Raw genomic sequence first — 18,054 nt, 5'->3', positions numbered from 1 at the left:
CATCTGGCTGATTCAATTCTCTTATTGAATGGGAGTTTGGATGATGATGGGACCAAAACAGGAAACTCAGGCTGAGCTGTTCTATGAGTTCTCCCTGGAGGAACATGTCCCGGACAATCATCTGCTGCGGTCGATTGATCGATTTGTTGACCTGAGTAGTATCCGCAATCATTTGGCGGATTTTTACAGTCATACTGGTCGCCCTTCCGTCGATCCCGAGTTGCTGATCCGCATGCTGCTGGTGGGCTATTGCTTTGGCATCCGGTCGGAACGGCGGTTGTGCGAAGAAGTGCACCTGAACCTTGCGTATCGCTGGTTCTGTCGCCTCGATCTGACTGATCGAGTGCCGGATCACTCTACCTTTTCCAAGAACCGCCATGGTCGGTTCCGCGAGTGAACTCTTGCGGCACGTGTTCGAAACGACAGTGGCGCGGTGCATCGCAGAAGGTTTGGTCAGCGGCCAGCGTATGGCGATTGATGCCAGCTTGATTGAGGCAGAAGCGACCAAGCAGTATTCAGCGTCACAAGAAGAATGGGATGCTGCACAGATCGATGCCAAGACCGCACCGCGCGCTGTTCGGGAATATCTGGAAACCCTGGATGAGGCCGCGTTTGGTGCTGCCTCGCCAGTCAAGCCTAAGTTCATTTCATATTCGGACCCTGCCAGCCAATGGACAGCGGCGCACAAGGCACCAGCCTTCTTTGCTTACTCTGATAACTACCTCGTTGATACAGATCACAGCGTGATTGTGGATGTGGAAGCGACCAGATCCATCCGGCAAGCCGAAGTGGGGTCGACAAAGACGATGCTGGACCGGGTGAAGGACAAGTTCGACCTCGTCCCCGACTGGATGATCGCCGATACCGCCTACGGCTCAGGCCCGATGCTCGGCTGGCTCGTGGATCGCAAGATCGATCCTTACATCCCGGTCATCGACAAGGCCGGACGCCCCGACGGCACCTGGACACGCACAGACTTCGAATGGGACGCTGAGCATGATCAATATATCTGCCCAGAGGGTCACGCGCTTAAACAGTTCCGCCGGAATTACTCTGATCCAAACCGGGGGCCGTCGGGCAAGGGCACAGCCCGCTATCGCGCCTTGAAAGAAGTCTGCCAGGTATGTCCGTCCAAACAAAGATGCTGCCCCAACGCTGATGCACGCAAAATCACCCGCGAAGAGCACGAAGATGCGCGCCAGGTCGCCAGAGATCTGGCCAAAACTGAAGAGTACCAGATTGCGATGAAGCTCAGAAAGAAAGTTGAGATGCTCTTCGCCCACCTCAAGCGCATCCTAGGCCTTGGACGGCTCCGATTACGTGGACCGTGCGGCGCAAATGACGAATTCCTCCTCGCCGCCACCGCCCAGAACCTCCGCAAATTGGCGAAAATCTTTCCCGCACCGCAGCAAACGCGAAACGCCTGACCAGAAAGGCGCTCGTGCCGTGCTCAGGTCACCCCATTCTGCGACTGCAACACGTTGTTTTTCAACAGAATCTCCGCAGTCCAGACATTCGCTTCGGTTGCGTGATTTCAGCTTCTATTTCTACTAACGACAAAATTGTCGATTGACTGAGTTCAGTGTCTCTGGCACTAATTTTATCAAATTGACTATATTTATAGGTCCGGAGCTGGAGGCGAACGAACTCGCTGTCTTTCTGAAAGAAAAACTTCTAGCGGTACGCACGTTCTTGTTGTCTCAAGAAGGGCTGCGCAGCCTGATTGTTGTCTAAGAAAGTGTGCGCCGCCAATAGATGCGTTACTTTTGAACGGTTTGTCTGCAAGGCGCGTCAGCGCAATTTTGGGTGTAGCAATTTCGATAGTGGCAAGAAGCCGAAGGGAGCTTGCCGATGAGCAAAGACCGATCCGGTATTATGCTGTCTCACCCTCGCGCTTGGGCTATCCTCACGCGTCGGAATGTCGCAAAAAGCTCGAAGTTCCGGCCTTGATTTTGCGTTTGAGGTGTGCTCGTTATCCGAGAAGAAGGCTACTGCAATGCTCTTTTAACGTGCCGATACTTATCAGGATTTGAGTTTTTGATACCGAATGACATCTCCGGCAGGGGCCGAACAAGATGCAAGCGTTCTCCTACCAGTATCATCGGACATCACCTACTGTTGCTCAAAGTATTGAGCGAAGAGTTTACTGAAGTGTGCTCACCCGAGATGTCCACCAGATCTAACCGATCGAAAGAAGGCGGTCAGGATTTGGCCGTTCAAACTTTATTGGGCGCGGTTTGACCGCAAACGACTTAGAGGCGCAGCGAGATAGCTATGAACTTATCGAATTCGAGAATGCCGTTTCCAAAACTATTACTGTGTATAGCCCTCACTTTAATAGCAACAACTGGGCTTGGCGATGTAACAAATGAAGGTAATGTTTTTGAAGGGCGCCCAATTTGCGCTGATTATCAGGTCTTTTTAGGGCTTGAGGGAAACCCTGAAGACTCTGAGTGCACCGCTACGCAGAAATTTATTTTAAGTAGCGGAAGCTTGGGAATACTGGAATTTCTGACAGCGTACTCGGAGACAGCGAACAAAGGATCAACCCTCTTTCTCTTGGCTAACGCACAAGAGGCAATAATTAGGGGGGATTACTCAGCTTCCTTTGTGTTGATGGATGTCGCGGATAGGCAGATGTATTCGGATCTTATTCTCTCTGGGGATCAAGTCCGCGCTTCGTTCTATTCTTCCGTACTAAGTGACTTGAAATCACTGTTCGTAAAGGAAATTTGTCAGGAAAATCAATTCGATTGCGAGCGTATCGACAGATATTTTGAGCTTGATGAAATCATAAGTGATATCGAGCAAAGTGTTTTAGATGAGAGGTCTGATATTGTTTTGCTTTGTCTGTTAAGGACGGACGCATTTTCGATGCCTTTGCGAAGACTTATTACAACGCCGAAATTCAAAAATTGCATTCAATTTAACGGGGAGTAACAATGGGTAAAAGACCAACTTCATCCGCGGGCAACCGGCCCAACTTTACAGGCGGTATGGCAATCCCCAAGGCCAAAATCGATCTGGGGGCTCTCCCTCCCGGTGCTGCGATCCAAGGTCAATCAGCGCTATATGGTGAGATGGTCAACAAGTTCACGGGCTATTCGATCACCGGATTGAGCGACAGAGAATACTCTTTTGAGCTAAATGCGGTATACGAGAGTGTTCCGGCTCAACAAATTGATGCGATTTTGGACAATTACATTCTCGGGAGATATTTAGCTGATTCGTTGGATCTTGTTCCAGTCTTCGGGACAACCCCTTGGGTAGACCTTTCTTTGCATGATCCGACGGCTCATCCAAGTTTGCACCATGATCTGCTTAAAGCGCAACTGGCTCGAGGCGGCTCGCTGCCTGACTATTGGGACCTCAATCCCCAACCTGCAGAACCGGTTTTCTCATTCCCTGTGGCCGAAGTCTTGCCGAAAGCGTCGAATCCGTCTCATCCATCCAACTTGTATAATAGCGGGCTGGAAGATTTTTTTGATTTTGAGGTTGATTCATCGGGACATACAATTGGAAGAGACTTTGATCGAACCAAGGAACATGATTACTTCTCCGACGATGGAAAAGGACCATTCTCGGACGCGCCTGGTCGCCCGGGCTCTTACCGGCCCGACCCGACGACTCCGAGCGGTTTGGTAAATGAGCCGCACGGGACAAAACCGGGCTTTTCCATTCCCTCACCAACAGGAATTGCATCGCGAGATGTCCATGCGTTAGAGGGCCCAGAAGCAGCTTTGATTGATGCGCCGATGCCGCAACCTGCGCTGCCGTTTGATCACTATTCCAGGTTTTCCACGCTGGAGTCACCGCTGAGCTACGGCCCGCCTGTTGCTCTTAGACCTGCGCCATACGTACCGCCTGTATCTCCAGTGATTGCACTAACTCAAGGCTACTCCCAAGGAATAGACCCTGGTAGCCTGAGCCATGGTGGTCTTGTCGGTATTGGTCAGCATTTTGGCCAAGCCGTTGGAAACTGGGCCAAGTCTTTCAGAGATTTGGTTACGACCGGACAAGATGGCTGGCGCGACCCTTATACTGGCAAAGCTTGGGGTGATTTGACATTTGATGAGAGAACGAGGGCCCTGTACGGAGAAGATGCGTACGCCAAAACCAACCAAAGTAACGGGGATGGAAAGGGTGGCGGAAGCGGCAGTGGCTCTTCATCCGGCGGTGGCAACACTGGCCGCAGTGGTCACAACTCTGGCACAGGTCTGAGCGGCGAAGACCGCCCGCTTATCTTGGATCTGGACGGCACTGGGGTCGAGCTCACTGAACTGAACAACTCGACGGTTTTTGTGGATTCCTCTGGCGACGGACTGCTGAACCGGACGGCTTGGGCGTCAGCCGGAAACGGCGTGTTGTTTTATGACGCGGATGGGGATGGGACGATCTCCGAGAAGCGGGAGTATGTGTTCACGGAATGGGATCCGACGGCGACAAGCGATATCGAGGCGCTGCGGGCGGTGTTTGACAGCAATGGCGATGGGGTCTTTGACGCCAATGATGACGCCTGGGCTGACTTCAAGGTTCTGGTGACCAAAGCGGACGGCTCGCTGGAGGCCAAGACGCTGGCGGAGCTGGGGATCACCTCGATCGGCCTGACGGCGGATGCGACCAATATCGAACTGCCCGATGGCTCGGTGATTACCGGCAAGGCAACGTTTACGTGGTCCGATGGCAGCACCGGTACCGTGGCAGATACAACGCTGGTGAGTGAGACGGCCAGCAACCGTCTCGAAGAGACCGAGAGCGTTGACGCCGACGGCACACGCACCCATGTGCAGACGGGTTATGCGGCGGACGGGACAATTGCCTTCGTGATCACGTCGGTGACCGCGGCGGATGGCGCGTCGATCACCAACAGCTACGACACAAATGGCGACGGGGTTGTGGACCAGCAGCAGACCATCGTGACGGTGGCCAACCCGGATGGCAGCAAAAGCGAGACAGTCACCAATAGGCTCGGCGCGGATCTGGCCACCGGCATTCTGATCAGCGAGACTAGGACCACCACCAGTGCGGACGGCAATACGGTAACGATCGAGCGGGATTCTACTGGCGGCGGCTGGTACGACCAGACCGAGATCCGCACCACCCATTCCGATGACAGCATGACCATCGTGACCACGGATCGCGACCCCAACGGAGGGATCATCCGTAGCTCGACCGAAACGGTCTCGGCTGACGGGCTGACACGTACGGATGCCATCGACGAGGATGGCGACGGTGCGGTGGATCTGACCATCACGCATACCATCGTGATCAACGGGGATGGCAGCCGGTCGGAAACAATTGAGCACTTCAATCAGGATGGCTCACTGCGCAGCGCGGTGATTGAGAACGTCTCTGCTGATGGTCAGACCAAGACCATCGCCCGCGATCTGGATGGCGATGGGGATACGGATGTTCAGGAGGAGTTGGACATCGTGGTCAATGCGGATGGCACCACAGACTCGACGCTGACGGTGAAGAATGGCGATGGCGGCCTGCGAAGTACAACCGACCATAGCCAATCCGAGGATGCGCTGACCAAGTCTTCGGCGGTGGATCAGGATGGGGATGGTGACGTCGATCTGACCACGGTTGAGGCCACGATGATCAACGCGGATGGCAGCCGCGAGACAGAGACGACGCAGACCAACACAGATGGGTCTGTCCGCAGCAAGACAAAAGTGACACTTGGTAGTGATCAGGTGAGTTCCGAGACCTGGATCGATCACAATCAGGACGGCACATACCAGGCCACGGATCTCAGCCGCAGTATCACGGTGGACGGAACGACCGGAGACCGCACCACAACAAGCTGGACCCGCAACGCGGACGGATCGTTCAGCGCGCAGTCTGTTTCGATCTCCAGCGAAGATGGTCTGATCGTTACGACGGATATTGATGCGGATGGGGATGGGGATACCGACCGTTCGGTCTCGGATGTCACGGTCGAGAATGCGGATGGCAGCTCAACACGAACTGTCACGGAAACCGCGCAGGATGGGTCCCTCATCAGTGGTCAAGTGGTGACCACCAGCGCAGATGGATTGACGGTGACGACGGTCTCTGACGTCGATGGGGACGGTTTTGCGGATGGCAAGAGCGTCGTGTCTCAGGTCTCCAATGCCGATGGCAGCACGTTACAGACAACAACCAGCTATGCGGGTGATCAAACCACAGTGCTAGGCGAGACATCTATCTCGCAAAATGTGAATCGGCGCATTACGATTACCACCAGCGATGCCAATGGTGATGGGGCAGAGGATTTGATCCAGGCCTCCATTAAGAATGCAGACGGCAGCATGACCGAGCTGATGGAACGGTCCAGTGCAGACGGCACCAGCCTCTCTTCCCAACAAACGAGTATCAGCACTGATGGGCTTACGGTCAGTACTTTGGTCGATATGGATGGTGACGGCGATACGGACATCAATTCTGTTCATGCCACCGTCCTGACTGCGGATGGCGGTCGAACAACCACCAGCACGATACGCAACGGAGATAGCAGCCTGCGTTCGCAAGGTGTCACCACGGTCAGTGATGACGGGTTGGTCACAACCACCACGGAGGATGCGGACGGGGATGGCACATTCGAGCGCAATGCGACCTCGACAACTGTGCTGAACGCTGATGGGTCGACAACGACAACAGAAGACACACGTTCCAGCGATGGATCGCTGCTGTCGCGTCGTGAGACAATTGTCAGCGATGACGGGCTGACGGTTGAGACCCGCTCGGACGCTGACGGCGATCAGAGCGCGGACATTCTGACCACAAGGCACACGACCCTCAACACGGATGGCAGCACCACTGTCACCGTGGATGTCAAAGACATCACAGCGGCCAACGAAGTTTTGCGGTCTCAAACTGTTACCACGACCAGTGACACTGCCCGCGACATCCTTGAGACATCGGATATCAATGGGGACGGGCAGGTCGACACGCGCGTTCACCGCGTCATCGGCGATGATGGCACCGTCACTGTCACCGAGACCAACTTGAACAGCGATGGCTCGCTCCAAAGCCAGATGGTGACCGAAACCAGCGATACAGGGCTGGAGAGCACAACGACATACGATGCGGACGGCGATGGCGCCTGTGAGCGCAGCATGGAGAGCACGACCGTGCTCGACGCGGACGGCTCAACTACCCAAACGGTGGAGGAAAAAACAGAGGACGGTACCGTCTACCGCCGCACGGTCACGGATACCTCTCGCGATGGCTGGACCACGACCACACGCGAAGACTGGGACAATGACGGTGACGATGATCTGAGCACTACGCAGGTCTATGATCTGAATGCATCGGGCGCGGAAACAACAACCATCACAAGAACCGCCGCAGACGGATCGACACTCAGCACTGATGAGATGGTCGTCAGCGCTGACAAACGTAATTGGAAGACAAACCGTGACTTTGACGGCGATGGGTCTGATGATCAGGTGACCACCGTATCAGTCGCCGATGATGGGTCGACAATGGTTTCCGACTCGATCTTTAGTGAGACCGGGACACTAATCTGGTCCGCCACAGAGCACCAAAGCGCAAATGGCTTGAGTATAGACCAAGAGCTCGACCTCGACGGAGATGGCCAAATCGATCGGACAACCAGCGAGAACACCCAATTGCTCTCTGATGGATCATCCAGCACGTCAGTTGAATACTTTAACGGCCAGAACTCACGAATCGCTCAGTTGGTGAAGCACACAAGTCATGACGGGCTTCATATTGTTTCCCAGTTGGACATCGACGGAAATGGCAGCTTTGACTACACGACCGACGACATAACATCATTTGGATACAATGGTGAGACGCTTCGTCGTCAGACAACCGTAGACAAACACTCCAATATTGAAGCTGAGATCGTTAGCAGTGTCAGTGGGAATGGCCTCAACCGCAGCGTCGAATTTGATTTCACGGGCGACGGCAATGTCAACCGCAGCGCGACAACAGCGATTGGGTCTGCCGGAGGATTGAACGAAGTCATCAACTGGTTTGCTGCGAATGGCCAACTGCTAGAATCGCAGACGCGAATTGTCAGTGAAGATGGTTGGACTGAAACGACCAGGTCGGACATTGATGGTGACGGAAACGTTGACGTCGAGGCTGTCACCGTCAGCGACGATAGTCGCAATTCAACCACAAGATTCGAAGATTTCGATGCAGACGGAACAGCTACAAAAACAATCGCAAGCAGCGTGTCCGCAAATGGTCATCAATCCGGTATCAACTTCGATTTTGACAATGATGGAAATTCCGATCTGACGAGATCTTCCGAAACGGCCTACGACTCCTCAAGTAACAAGGTAACCGTCTTTTCCGAAGAAGCGGGTTCGGGTAACGTTGTCTATCAAGAAGTGACCACGGCGGCTGCGAATGGTTTGTCTTCCACGACAACAATCGATGCCGACGGTGACGGAGCCATAGATGGCATTACGCAAAACACGACCATATTAAACTCCGACGGAAGCAGCGAGTACGTATCGGAAACTCGCTATGCGAATGGGGACCTGCGGTCCTCCAGCTCTGTAGTGGTGTCAAGAGATCAGCGCGTAACCACGGAAACACATGACTACGACGGGAACGGAGTAGCCGACAAAACCTCCGAGCTTGTCCTTCGCGCAGATGGTCATTCTGTTCTGACCGAAACCGTTTTTGACGAAGCTGGTATTGAGACAAACCAATCGGTGACCACAACAAGTTCGGATGGGCTTACCACGACAATCTCGCAGAATGGCAATGAATACACGCTCAATCGTTCAGTTCTAGATAACGGGAGTTACACGTGGAACAACGGGATCACTGCAGGTGTTGGAAAAAAACGTCTCGTCGTAACGCATGAGGTAGATCCCTTGGGTGTCGAAACCTGGACGCGAACGTATTCTTGGCAAACAAGGCATGTGACCGAGAAATTCCATGAGCCAACCGGTGATATTATCCGAAAAGTCACTTACAAGAACCATTCTACACATTATGCCGTGCAACTTGATCAGGACGCGATCTCAAAAATTCAAAGTGATGCTGCACTGATTTACGATACAGTTTTGGATCGTGACGCCGATTTTTTTGAACTGGAAGCGCTCATTGAATATCTGAATGGTACTCGACTAGACAAAGCGCGGCTAGTGGATGACCTGATAAACTCCGATGAGTTTGTCGCTCGTTATAGTACGATGCCGGACGCCGAATTCATTACCCAGATCCATTTGAACACGTTCGGGCGGGCTCCGGGAATGGCGGAGTTAAATGCGCAACTCCGGGATCTTGCGGATGGAACTCTAACGCGTACGACGCTGGCGTTGGATCTGGCCGACTCGGTTGAACATCTTGTCGTTGGTAACACACACAGAGAGACCAACAATTTCGATGTCGTGCTCAACCCTGCGGAATTCGAACGCACCCTCAACCGGACATATGTTGAAGATCTGGTTCGAAAAACGATTGAAATTGTCTACGGTCGACACGCGTCAGACTTCGAAACCGGTCATCTGTCCAAGATGCTGCTCGAGGACACGTACAACCTGGATGATGTTGTCGCAAAGTTACTAACACTCAATGGCGACATTCCGTTCGTTGCAGAAAACACTCTGGCAGGGCTTTCCGGAGGTGACCTTGTGTCCAGCCCCAATTCTATGGGCCAGTTTTGAGCAAGGTTTCTGGAACGGGCGGTCGCATGTTTAGAGCCTGATGGGGTCTGACACGATTGTACTGTCTAAGCCAGGTATTGATGACGATCTGAGCCTGTTTGGTGGTGTGGAACCATTCTGCGTTGAGGACTTCCCGGCGCAGAGTGCCATTGAAGCGCTCGTTGTATCCATTCTCCCAAGGTGATCCCGGGTAGATTTGGATCGGCTTAATGCCCACCTTTCTTAACCAGGTCTGCAGGGCCGTTGCGATGAACTCCGCGCCGTTGTCGGAACGGATGTGTTCGGGCTTCCCGTGCCGCAATAAGAGTGGGTAGAGCGCATCCAGCACGTCTGCGCTGTTCATCTTCGGCTTGACCGCTACGCAGAGCGCCTCACGGGTATACTCATCCAGCACCGTCAGCATCTTGTAGCTCTGTCCGTTGCTCAGCTTGTCGTGGACAAAGTCAATGCTCCAGATGTGATTGGGATGTTGCGGTCGGAGCCGGATGATCGAGCTGTCCTTGTGGTACAGCCGTTTGCGTTTCTTGTGCCGTTGTGGGAGCTGCAAGCCTTCTTCGCGCCATAGTCGTTCGATCTTTTTATGATTGACTGCCCAGCCTTCGACACGCAGCAGCTCGGCGACCTTGCGGTAGCCGTAGCGCCCATACCGTTTGGCCAATCGGATCATCGCCAGACGTAACGCCTCATCATCCTTTGGCGCTGCGCGGTATTGCAGCGTGCTCCGCGCCAATCCAATCACGCGACAGGTGCGCCGTTCAGAGGTTGCCAGCTTTTGTCGGGTATGCATCACGGCCTGACGAAGCTGGTCTGCCGTCAGGCCTTCGGCTTTAGATAATCAAGGCTCTCCTTGAGAATGAGCTTGTCCAGTTCAAGCTCGGCCACGATCTTCTTGAGCCGATCATTCTCTTTCTGCAGTGCCTTCAGATTGGCCATCTCAGATCGTCCCATCCCACCAAACCGCTTGCGCCATGTGTAATAGGTCGCATCACTGACACCAGCCGTTCTGCACGCCGTCGCGACATCCGAACCAGATGCCAGGCCCAGCTCAATCTCGCGCAAAAGCCGCAGAATATCTTCGTCCGAATACCGTTTCCGCGCCATCAATCCCGTCTCCAAAACTAAGCCAACTGTGGCACAGTTTTAGGGGGCCAAGACACCATGTCGATCAGCTTCATGTCACCCAACCGGTTGCCCTGCGTTTTCCGGCGTTCAATCAGCGCGAAACACCCGAGATCGATGGCCATGTTGTGACCGTCTCCGCCGATGTCTTTACCGATGAACAATCGGGGTTCAGCTTCTACCGCGCGGAACTGGTGCCGGATGAGGGACAGATCGAGCGCCTGAACGGTCAGGCCCTGCTGCCCGGCATGCCGGTCGAGGCGATGATCAAAACCGACGAACGCACACCACTGTCCTACCTCGTCAAACCCATGACCGACTACTTCACCCGGGCGTTCCGAGAGTAGGGGGGCTAGGCTCGAACTGGGGTAGTCTGGTTTGAGATCATTGGGACCGGGGGCTCGGAATTGATAACCGGATCGATAACCACGTTAACAAAAGCTCCGGACGAATTTGAGCTTATGATTGCCTTGGGCGGCAAGCGGCTTATTCCGAACTGCGATCGAAAGCAGCCATTCACTTATTCAACGCAAAAGTCGGGAAAGTCCGCGGTTCGGTCATCAAAAGGTTCTTGATAGCGCGAGCAAGCGCCAATGTCCGCTATGCGGGCTGCGACCGCAGCATCCCGAGACCATCCCAAATGTCGGATATGGGCCGTCCTAACTTAGTCCAGATGTCGCGAACTCCGATGCCTGGGTTTCGACTAACCGTGATTACATCCTGCCGCTGTAAACCCAGCCCTTCGATGCCAAGCCGCTGCGGATCATTTGTTGGAGCGCCCAAACCATGATTTTCGGGCTTTCATCTATGACTTTGTCTGGAAGTCGAAGCGCAGGCACAGTGCCGGATGGGGATGTCTGTAAGAAGGCTTGCGGTTTGTCCCTTAAGAGAATTTCGCGCAACTCGACTGTAACTTGTGAACTCGCCAATGCGAGCCGGGCTCTTATAGCGTAGGGACAGCGACGAAACGTCCAAAAGATTGGGTAGTTATCCATACGAGGATCTACCTCCAATCTAACTGGTGGGTCAAACCTCCAATCGTTTGCCAATTGGTACCCCTGTATACTGGCTATAGGCGGAGAAGGCAGGCAACCGAAAGTGCTTAGAGTGTCATTTCGCCTCGTCCCGCAATCACCCCTAAGAGCTTATATTGTGCCAGTCTTCCAGCGATGGTCACGCATAAGAGTGTACGGGACACCGAGAAGACGATCCGATCTACTTATTCAGAAAACGACGCCTCAACAGAACCACTCAATGGATAGAGAGCTGAACTGTCTTTGCGACACCTTTCTCTATGATCCTTGAGAGATGCTGATTCACTAACGCGACCCATTCAGATCGCTTGAATAGGGAGTAAGGCAACAAGCGATCAACGCGCATCAATGCTGCTGTAATCGAATGTGCTTCGTTTGTCATTGAAAGCGCAGATGTGATTTCGGCCTCTCTCGGGTCTTTAAGTTTATAGCTCAATCCGCCTTCCGTCACACCCTTGACCAAACATGGCTTCAAGTATCAGCGATTTGTCGAAGATATTGAACGAAACCTATATCGCCGCGCACGCAGGGCTTCCTAGCATTAGCAATAGACAGCGGCTATTGGCGCAGCCGCAGCGAAATCCCGCTATGTGTGAGATGGTGTTGAAAAACAACGTGTTGCTACTGCAGAAACTGATGTTCAGGATATAGCGTGAGCGCCTTTCTAATCAGGCTTCTTGCGTTTGCTGCGGTGCGGGAAAGATCTTGGCCAATTTGCGGAGGTTCTGGGCGGTGGCTGCGAGGAGAAATTCGTCGTTCGCGCCACATGGACCACGTAATCGAAGCCTGCCAAGCCCAAGGATACGTTTGAGATGGGCAAACAGCATTTCAACCTTCTTCCGCAGCTTCATTGAGATTTTGTATTGCCTGGTCTTGGCAATATCGCGCGCAAGCTGCCGGGCGTCTTCGTGCTCCTCGCGGGTGATCTTTCGTACATCCGCGTTCGGGCAGCACTTTGGTTTCGATGGGCAGGCCTGACAGGTCAGTTTGAGAGCGCGATAACGGGCTGTCCCTTTTCCGGATGGGCCTCGGTTGGGATCCGAGTAGTTGCGGCGAAACTGTTTCAGCGCATGTCCCTCAGGGCAGATGTATTGATCGTTATCAGCATCCCACTCAAAGTCGGCGCGGGACCATGTGCCATCAGGGCGCCCAGTCTTGTCGATGACCGGAATATGCGGGTCGATACCCCGGTCAACAAGCCAGCCCAACATCGGGGCAGATCCGTAGGCCGTGTCTGCGATCAGCCTCTCAGGGTGAAGATCGAACCGCCTTTTAACCCGGTCCAGCATGGTCTTTGTCGATCCCACTTCGGCTTGCCGGATGGACCTGGTCGCTTCCACATCCACAATCACGCTGTGATCTGTATCAACGAGGTAGTTATCAGAGTACGCAAAGAAGGCTGGTGCCTTGTGCGCCGCTGTCCATTGGCTGGCAGGGTCAGAATAGGATGTGAACTTAGGTTTGACTGGCGAGGCAGCACCAAACGCGGCCTCATCCAGGGTTTCCAGATATTCCCGAACAGCGCGCGGTGCGGTCTTGGCATCGATCTGTGCAGCATCCCATTCCTCTTGTGATGCTGAATACTGCTTGGTTGCTTCTGCCTCAATCAAGCTGGCATCAATCGCCATACGCTGGCCGCTGACCAAACCTTCTGCGATGCACCGCGCCACTGTCGTTTCGAACACGTGCCGCAAGAGTTCACTCTCGCGGAACCGACCATGACGGTTCTTGGAAAAGGTCGAGTGATCCGGTACTCGATCCGTCAGATCTAGGCGACAGAACCAGCGATACGCAAGGTTCAGGTGCACTTCCTCACACAACCGCCGTTCCGACCGGATGCCAAAGCAATAGCCCACCAGCAGCATGCGGATCAGCAACTCGGGATCGACGGAAGGGCGACCAGTATGGCTGTAAAAATCCGCCAAATGATTGCGGATACTGCTCAGGTCAACAAATCGATCAATCGACCGCAGCAGGTGATCGTGCGGGACATGTTCCTCCAGGGAAAACTCATAGAACAGCGCAGCCTGAGCTTCCTGTCTGGGCCCCATCATCATCCAACCCCCCATTCAATAAGAGAATTGAATCAGCGAGATGGCCTTCGATCAAGACAGAGTTTTTCAACAGAATATGTGAGTTAGATGGAACCCGAAGTTTGCGCTTGCAACGAATGACCGCAAAGCGGGCTGCGACCGCGGCATCTTGACCGTTAGATGAATGGCAGCTCTGGGCCGTTCTCGCAATCAAACGGGTTCAAGCCGCACAGGTGCATATACGTCAACTGGCACACCAATCCCTGGGAGTTTGGACTTTCCCAGAAAGCGCAAGTCTTGTGAAGCCTGCACGGTTTCAGCCGTAGTGCTGTCTAACGCGATAGGCGTTTGTAACTTTTTGCAAGCCGCCTCCAACCGTGATGCTAGGTTCACGGGGTCGCCATAGACAGTAAATGACTGGCGGCTTTCGCCGCCGACAATGCCAGTGACAAGGTCGCCGGTTGCTATTCCAATGCGGATGTCGAAACCGTGCTTCTTGGCGACGGCCCGCAGCGTTTTCGAGGAGTTGATGGCCGCAAGTTCAGGATGATCGTTCGAAACGGGCGCGTTGAAGGTCGCCAGAAACCCGTCACCTAGGTAGGTCAGTACAATACCGCCATTTTTAGAAATCACTTGGCTTGTGTCTGCCAAAAAATGATCCAAGGACTTGATCACCGTTTGAGGATCGTGACGGGCCGAGAAAGCAGTGAACCCGGCTATGTCCATCACAAGCACCGTGCCGCGGTTGCGTTGTGGTTTCAAGGGTGCATCGTCTGCGATGAGCTTTGTCGCGATGGCTTCCGGCACATGTTTGCCCAAGAGGTCCGACACCCGCTCGCGCATTGACTTTTCACGCTTCCGCTCGGCATCCGCGGCAACTTGGGCAAAGAATACAGCCCGCGCCCGATAGACCGCAAGGGCGAGTGCAAGTGTGGCAAAGAAGATCATACCCGTTTCTTCTATGCGGTTTCCACGGCCAATGAAGTCGATGGCCAGAAACGTATCCTCGTAGTCTGTGCGAGACGCGGCAGAAGGCATGTCGGACCATGACAAATAGCTATCCATCCCCGAAACGGCCCAAGCAAAAGCAGTCCACCACCCAAGTACGATCATCGCACCCGTCCAGAGAACCAATCGCCAAGAAAGGCTCAGACAGGCCATCGCGAGCAGCGGGAAGAGAAAATAAATTCCGTATGCCCGAAACGCTATTATCTGAGGGATATCGGCCGCGCGGCTGATCGGAACAAGTGCAAAGGTCGCACAGATTGCTAGGGTGTCCAGCGCGTAGATCAGATACTTGATCCAAGGCCGGTCATAGTCAGTGCCGATGATGGCCAGATGCGTAACACCCAGCGCGGTAAAACCAAGCAACACTGCGATTGTGACAAATCGTGGGCTGATTTCCGGAAAGAGCAAGGCCGCAAGCACATACCAGACAAAGGCTGCGCCCGTAATCGCTGAGCGACAGGCAAGTGCAAGACGCAGGCCGGTTTGTTCGGCCCGCGTCAAACGTGCGTGGGATTCTCGAGCGTAGGTATCTGCGGTATCTTTGATCATTTACCTGTCCATACTTAGCCCGCTTGCCCACTTTGCTCTGCTCTAATTCGCGGCGGCGGCACGTTCCATCGCTTCAGCTGCCAATGCGCGATCACCAATCTCTTGGGTCATGTCAAAGACCATGCGCGTGACACGCCATTCACCATCGATCTGGGCCACATCCCAGTGATAGGTGCCAATCGGACGCCACAACGCTTCTCCGATCCAGTGCCGTCCATCGACTGCGGCTGTTGCAACGGCCGATGAACCGTCGATTTCGACGCTAACCGGGCCAAGCTCGTGCCATGTGACATCAAATCCCGGAACAATCCCTCGCCATGCCGTCATCAGCTCCAATGGGGTCATAGTCGCCGGTTCGCCGCCCCAGAGACTGGTGTAATCGATAACGATCTCAGGGGCGAATGCGGCTTCTGCGAGGTCATAAGCCGCCCGGTCCACCGCGAGAGGAATGGAGGAGACCAGTGTCCTGATCTGGGCGCTTTGCGGCTCGCCTGCGGGAGGTAAACTCTGATCTGCCTGAGCGGCGAGTACGGGCAGTGCGGTCGTGAGGGCAGTGGTGGCAAGAAAACGTGTCATGAAACCGGTCCTTTCGAAGTGTGGAGCGAAGGTTCGGGCCCGAGGTTGTCCCTCGGGCCGGTCATAGGGTCAACTTTCGTCACCTTCAGCAGCGCTGAAGTGTGCAGCCATAGTGTCAGCCGCTCGGGCGACGTCCTCAGGGTTGTCGTAGAAGTCGAACTGAGTAACTTCATCGAGCATCTCAAGCGTAGCTTGTCCGACATAGTCTTTGAGGAAGGCTCGAACACCCTGTGGGATTGCTGCCGCCTCGGAATGCACGATGGCCAGCGGTTGCGTCAGGCCTGCCGCATTGTCGGCGGGATGGTAGGTCAGCCACCCTTCCCAGCCTGCATTGTTCCACTTGTTGTCATAGGCCGGGATCGCGCCGCGATCCTTTTCGTAGTAGTAGCCGCCAATAGGCATCAGAACGCCTTCGGCCCCTTCAGGACCTGCGGCTGGAATGATTTCACCGCCCGCCGCTTCTGCGGTCTGGCTGACTTCGATCAGCCCCGCAACGCCTTCCGCACCGCCATAAACGGCCTGCACAATCTCTTCATTCTGCAACCAGGGGGCAACCAGACCAATCCGCCGGACTTGCGCGTTGCCCGAGACGGCATCAACCATGTATCCGGCCGATGCACAGATGCCGAGACCATTGATGCGAGATGGATCAACCTCGGGCAGGGTGGCAACAAAGTCAAAAGCCGCTCGGATATCAGAGGTCTTGGCCGCGGGGCTTTCGACAAAGCGTACGTTCTGCGGCAGATCACCCGACTTGCCCCAACCGCGGAAATCAAAGGTAAAGGCGGCAAAACCGCGCTCGACCATCTTTTCGGCATAGACGCTTGGCATCTGTTCTTCGACAGACGTCCAGGCGCCGGTGACGACGACGGCCGGCAGGGCCGAGCCATCGTGTCCTTCCGGCAGATACAGCGTGCCTGAGAGCGTTGTGCCTTCGTTGATAAAGGTCAAACTACGGGTTTCAACCTGAGCAATGGCGGCGGTGGAAGCCATCAAAGCGACGGCGATAGCGGGTGCGAACATCTTCATGATGGACTCTCCTGTGTGTCATGTTTTGGGCGTTGTGCCCGATGACATTGGAGATACGTCGGTGGATCAAAGCTTACTTGAAGCGACCTGCCTATCTTTTGAAAGATACTGCTTTTGCGGTTTCCTGCTCAACTAAAATTGGCCGCGCGGTAAGCTCGCGGGGTTTGCCCGGTGACCTGTTTGAAGCTGCGTGAGAAATGTGCTTGGTCGGCAAATCCGCAATCCAGCGCGATACCGCCCAAGGGGCGGCTTGCATACTGCATCATCTTGATGGCCTGTTCGATTCTATAGGCCAGAACGTACTGCATCGGGGTGGAGCCCAGTGTCTCTTTGAAGACACGGCTGAAGTGAGAGGGCGACATGCCGGCTTCACGCGCCAGTTCTTCAACCGAGATCGACTGGTCCAGCCGCGACCGGATGAAACCAAGCACACGGGCATAGTGGGTCGAGGTGAAACGGGCGCTCAGTGCGGCGTCTTCGGCTCGACGCTTGCCATAGCGTTGCAGAAGCTTCACCAGCAGCACCCGGCTCATGGCTTCGAACATTACGCCTGAAGTGATGTCGTCACCATCCAGCGCGTCGCGCAGAATAACCCCTGCAGCACAGAGGTCTGTGTCCTCGAAGAGCGGTGTGTCATGGAACTGCTGTGGGTCTAACAGCATCGACAACTCGGTCTGCGCATAACGTTCCACCATTGCTGGATCAATCGTTATGACAATCACATCCGAGGTATCGAACCATCGCCATCCTGATCGCATTCCGGCGGGTGTAACAATCACCTGATCTTTGTGAAAAACAAAATCATGAAGCTTGCCATCACGCATATTCTGAACACGGTGCGGCTTGGACTGGAGATTCAACAAAACGTGGTGCTCTGTAAACACGTCCTCGGGCATTCTGTCTGGTTCTGCCTGAAAGTACCGAACCGACATCAACCCGGCGGCAGATGTGTAATCTCGCTCGTCGCTGTTGAGCAACGGCAACGACGGATATACTTCCTCGTATCGACGCGACAATGCGACCTCCTGAGCAGCAAATAGTATTATCGCTGATGAAAAACTGGGC

8 protein-coding genes and 3 pseudogenes are annotated in these 18,054 nt (G+C 54.3%); 4 read left to right on the top strand and 7 right to left on the bottom strand.

Annotated elements, in window-relative coordinates; all coding sequences use genetic code 11:
* Positions 1 to 43: 43 nt before the first annotated feature.
* From ACR3ES_RS20675 to ACR3ES_RS20665, 3 genes and pseudogenes are all read left to right on the top strand, one after another.
* Positions 44 to 1,427: pseudogene (locus tag ACR3ES_RS20675) on the top strand (IS1182 family transposase).
* 847 nt (positions 1,428 to 2,274) lie between these two features.
* Positions 2,275 to 2,940, top strand: coding sequence for a hypothetical protein (locus ACR3ES_RS20670; RefSeq protein ID WP_480424366.1), 666 nt, complete (start codon positions 2,275 to 2,277; stop codon positions 2,938 to 2,940).
* A gap of 1,121 nt (positions 2,941 to 4,061) precedes the next feature.
* Positions 4,062 to 9,641, top strand: coding sequence for a DUF4214 domain-containing protein (locus ACR3ES_RS20665; RefSeq protein ID WP_480493560.1), 5,580 nt, complete (start codon positions 4,062 to 4,064; stop codon positions 9,639 to 9,641).
* Here ACR3ES_RS20665 and ACR3ES_RS20660 read toward each other — a convergent pair.
* Positions 9,625 to 10,742 (bottom strand): annotated as a pseudogene (locus ACR3ES_RS20660) (IS3 family transposase). The gene ACR3ES_RS20665 and the pseudogene ACR3ES_RS20660 overlap by 17 nt on opposite strands.
* 56 nt (positions 10,743 to 10,798) lie before the next feature.
* On the opposite strand from ACR3ES_RS20660, the pseudogene ACR3ES_RS20655 reads away from it, so the two are divergent.
* Positions 10,799 to 11,107, top strand: a pseudogene (locus ACR3ES_RS20655) (beta-barrel domain-containing protein); the annotation flags it as partial.
* 366 nt (positions 11,108 to 11,473) lie between these two features.
* Here ACR3ES_RS20655 and ACR3ES_RS20650 read toward each other — a convergent pair.
* From ACR3ES_RS20650 to ACR3ES_RS20625, 6 genes are all read right to left on the bottom strand, one after another.
* Positions 11,474 to 11,755 (bottom strand): glutathione S-transferase N-terminal domain-containing protein, encoded by a 282-nt coding sequence (locus tag ACR3ES_RS20650; protein WP_480424362.1) that lies wholly within the window; start codon positions 11,753 to 11,755, stop codon positions 11,474 to 11,476.
* 707 nt (positions 11,756 to 12,462) lie between these two features.
* Complete coding sequence (locus ACR3ES_RS20645; RefSeq protein ID WP_480424360.1) at positions 12,463 to 13,848, bottom strand: IS1182 family transposase; 1,386 nt, start codon at positions 13,846 to 13,848, stop codon at positions 12,463 to 12,465.
* A 189-nt stretch (positions 13,849 to 14,037) separates the two neighbouring features.
* On the bottom strand, positions 14,038 to 15,384 hold the full coding sequence (locus ACR3ES_RS20640) for an adenylate/guanylate cyclase domain-containing protein (RefSeq protein ID WP_480424359.1): 1,347 nt from the start codon (positions 15,382 to 15,384) through the stop codon (positions 14,038 to 14,040).
* 42 nt (positions 15,385 to 15,426) lie between these two features.
* Positions 15,427 to 15,960, bottom strand: coding sequence for a nuclear transport factor 2 family protein (locus ACR3ES_RS20635; RefSeq protein ID WP_480424357.1), 534 nt, complete (start codon positions 15,958 to 15,960; stop codon positions 15,427 to 15,429).
* Positions 15,961 to 16,029: 69 nt separating this feature from the next.
* On the bottom strand, positions 16,030 to 16,989 hold the full coding sequence (locus ACR3ES_RS20630) for an alpha/beta hydrolase (RefSeq protein ID WP_480424355.1): 960 nt from the start codon (positions 16,987 to 16,989) through the stop codon (positions 16,030 to 16,032).
* Positions 16,990 to 17,117: 128 nt separating this feature from the next.
* The gene (locus ACR3ES_RS20625) at positions 17,118 to 18,005 is read right to left on the bottom strand and encodes a helix-turn-helix domain-containing protein (protein ID WP_480424353.1); all 888 of its coding nucleotides are present in this window, start codon (positions 18,003 to 18,005) and stop codon (positions 17,118 to 17,120) included.
* Positions 18,006 to 18,054 lie beyond the last annotated feature (49 nt).

The organism is Ruegeria sp. B1 (assembly GCF_056535885.1).
The sequence above is the reverse complement of the archived record's forward strand: the minus strand, read 5'-3'. Positions and strand labels throughout refer to the sequence as shown.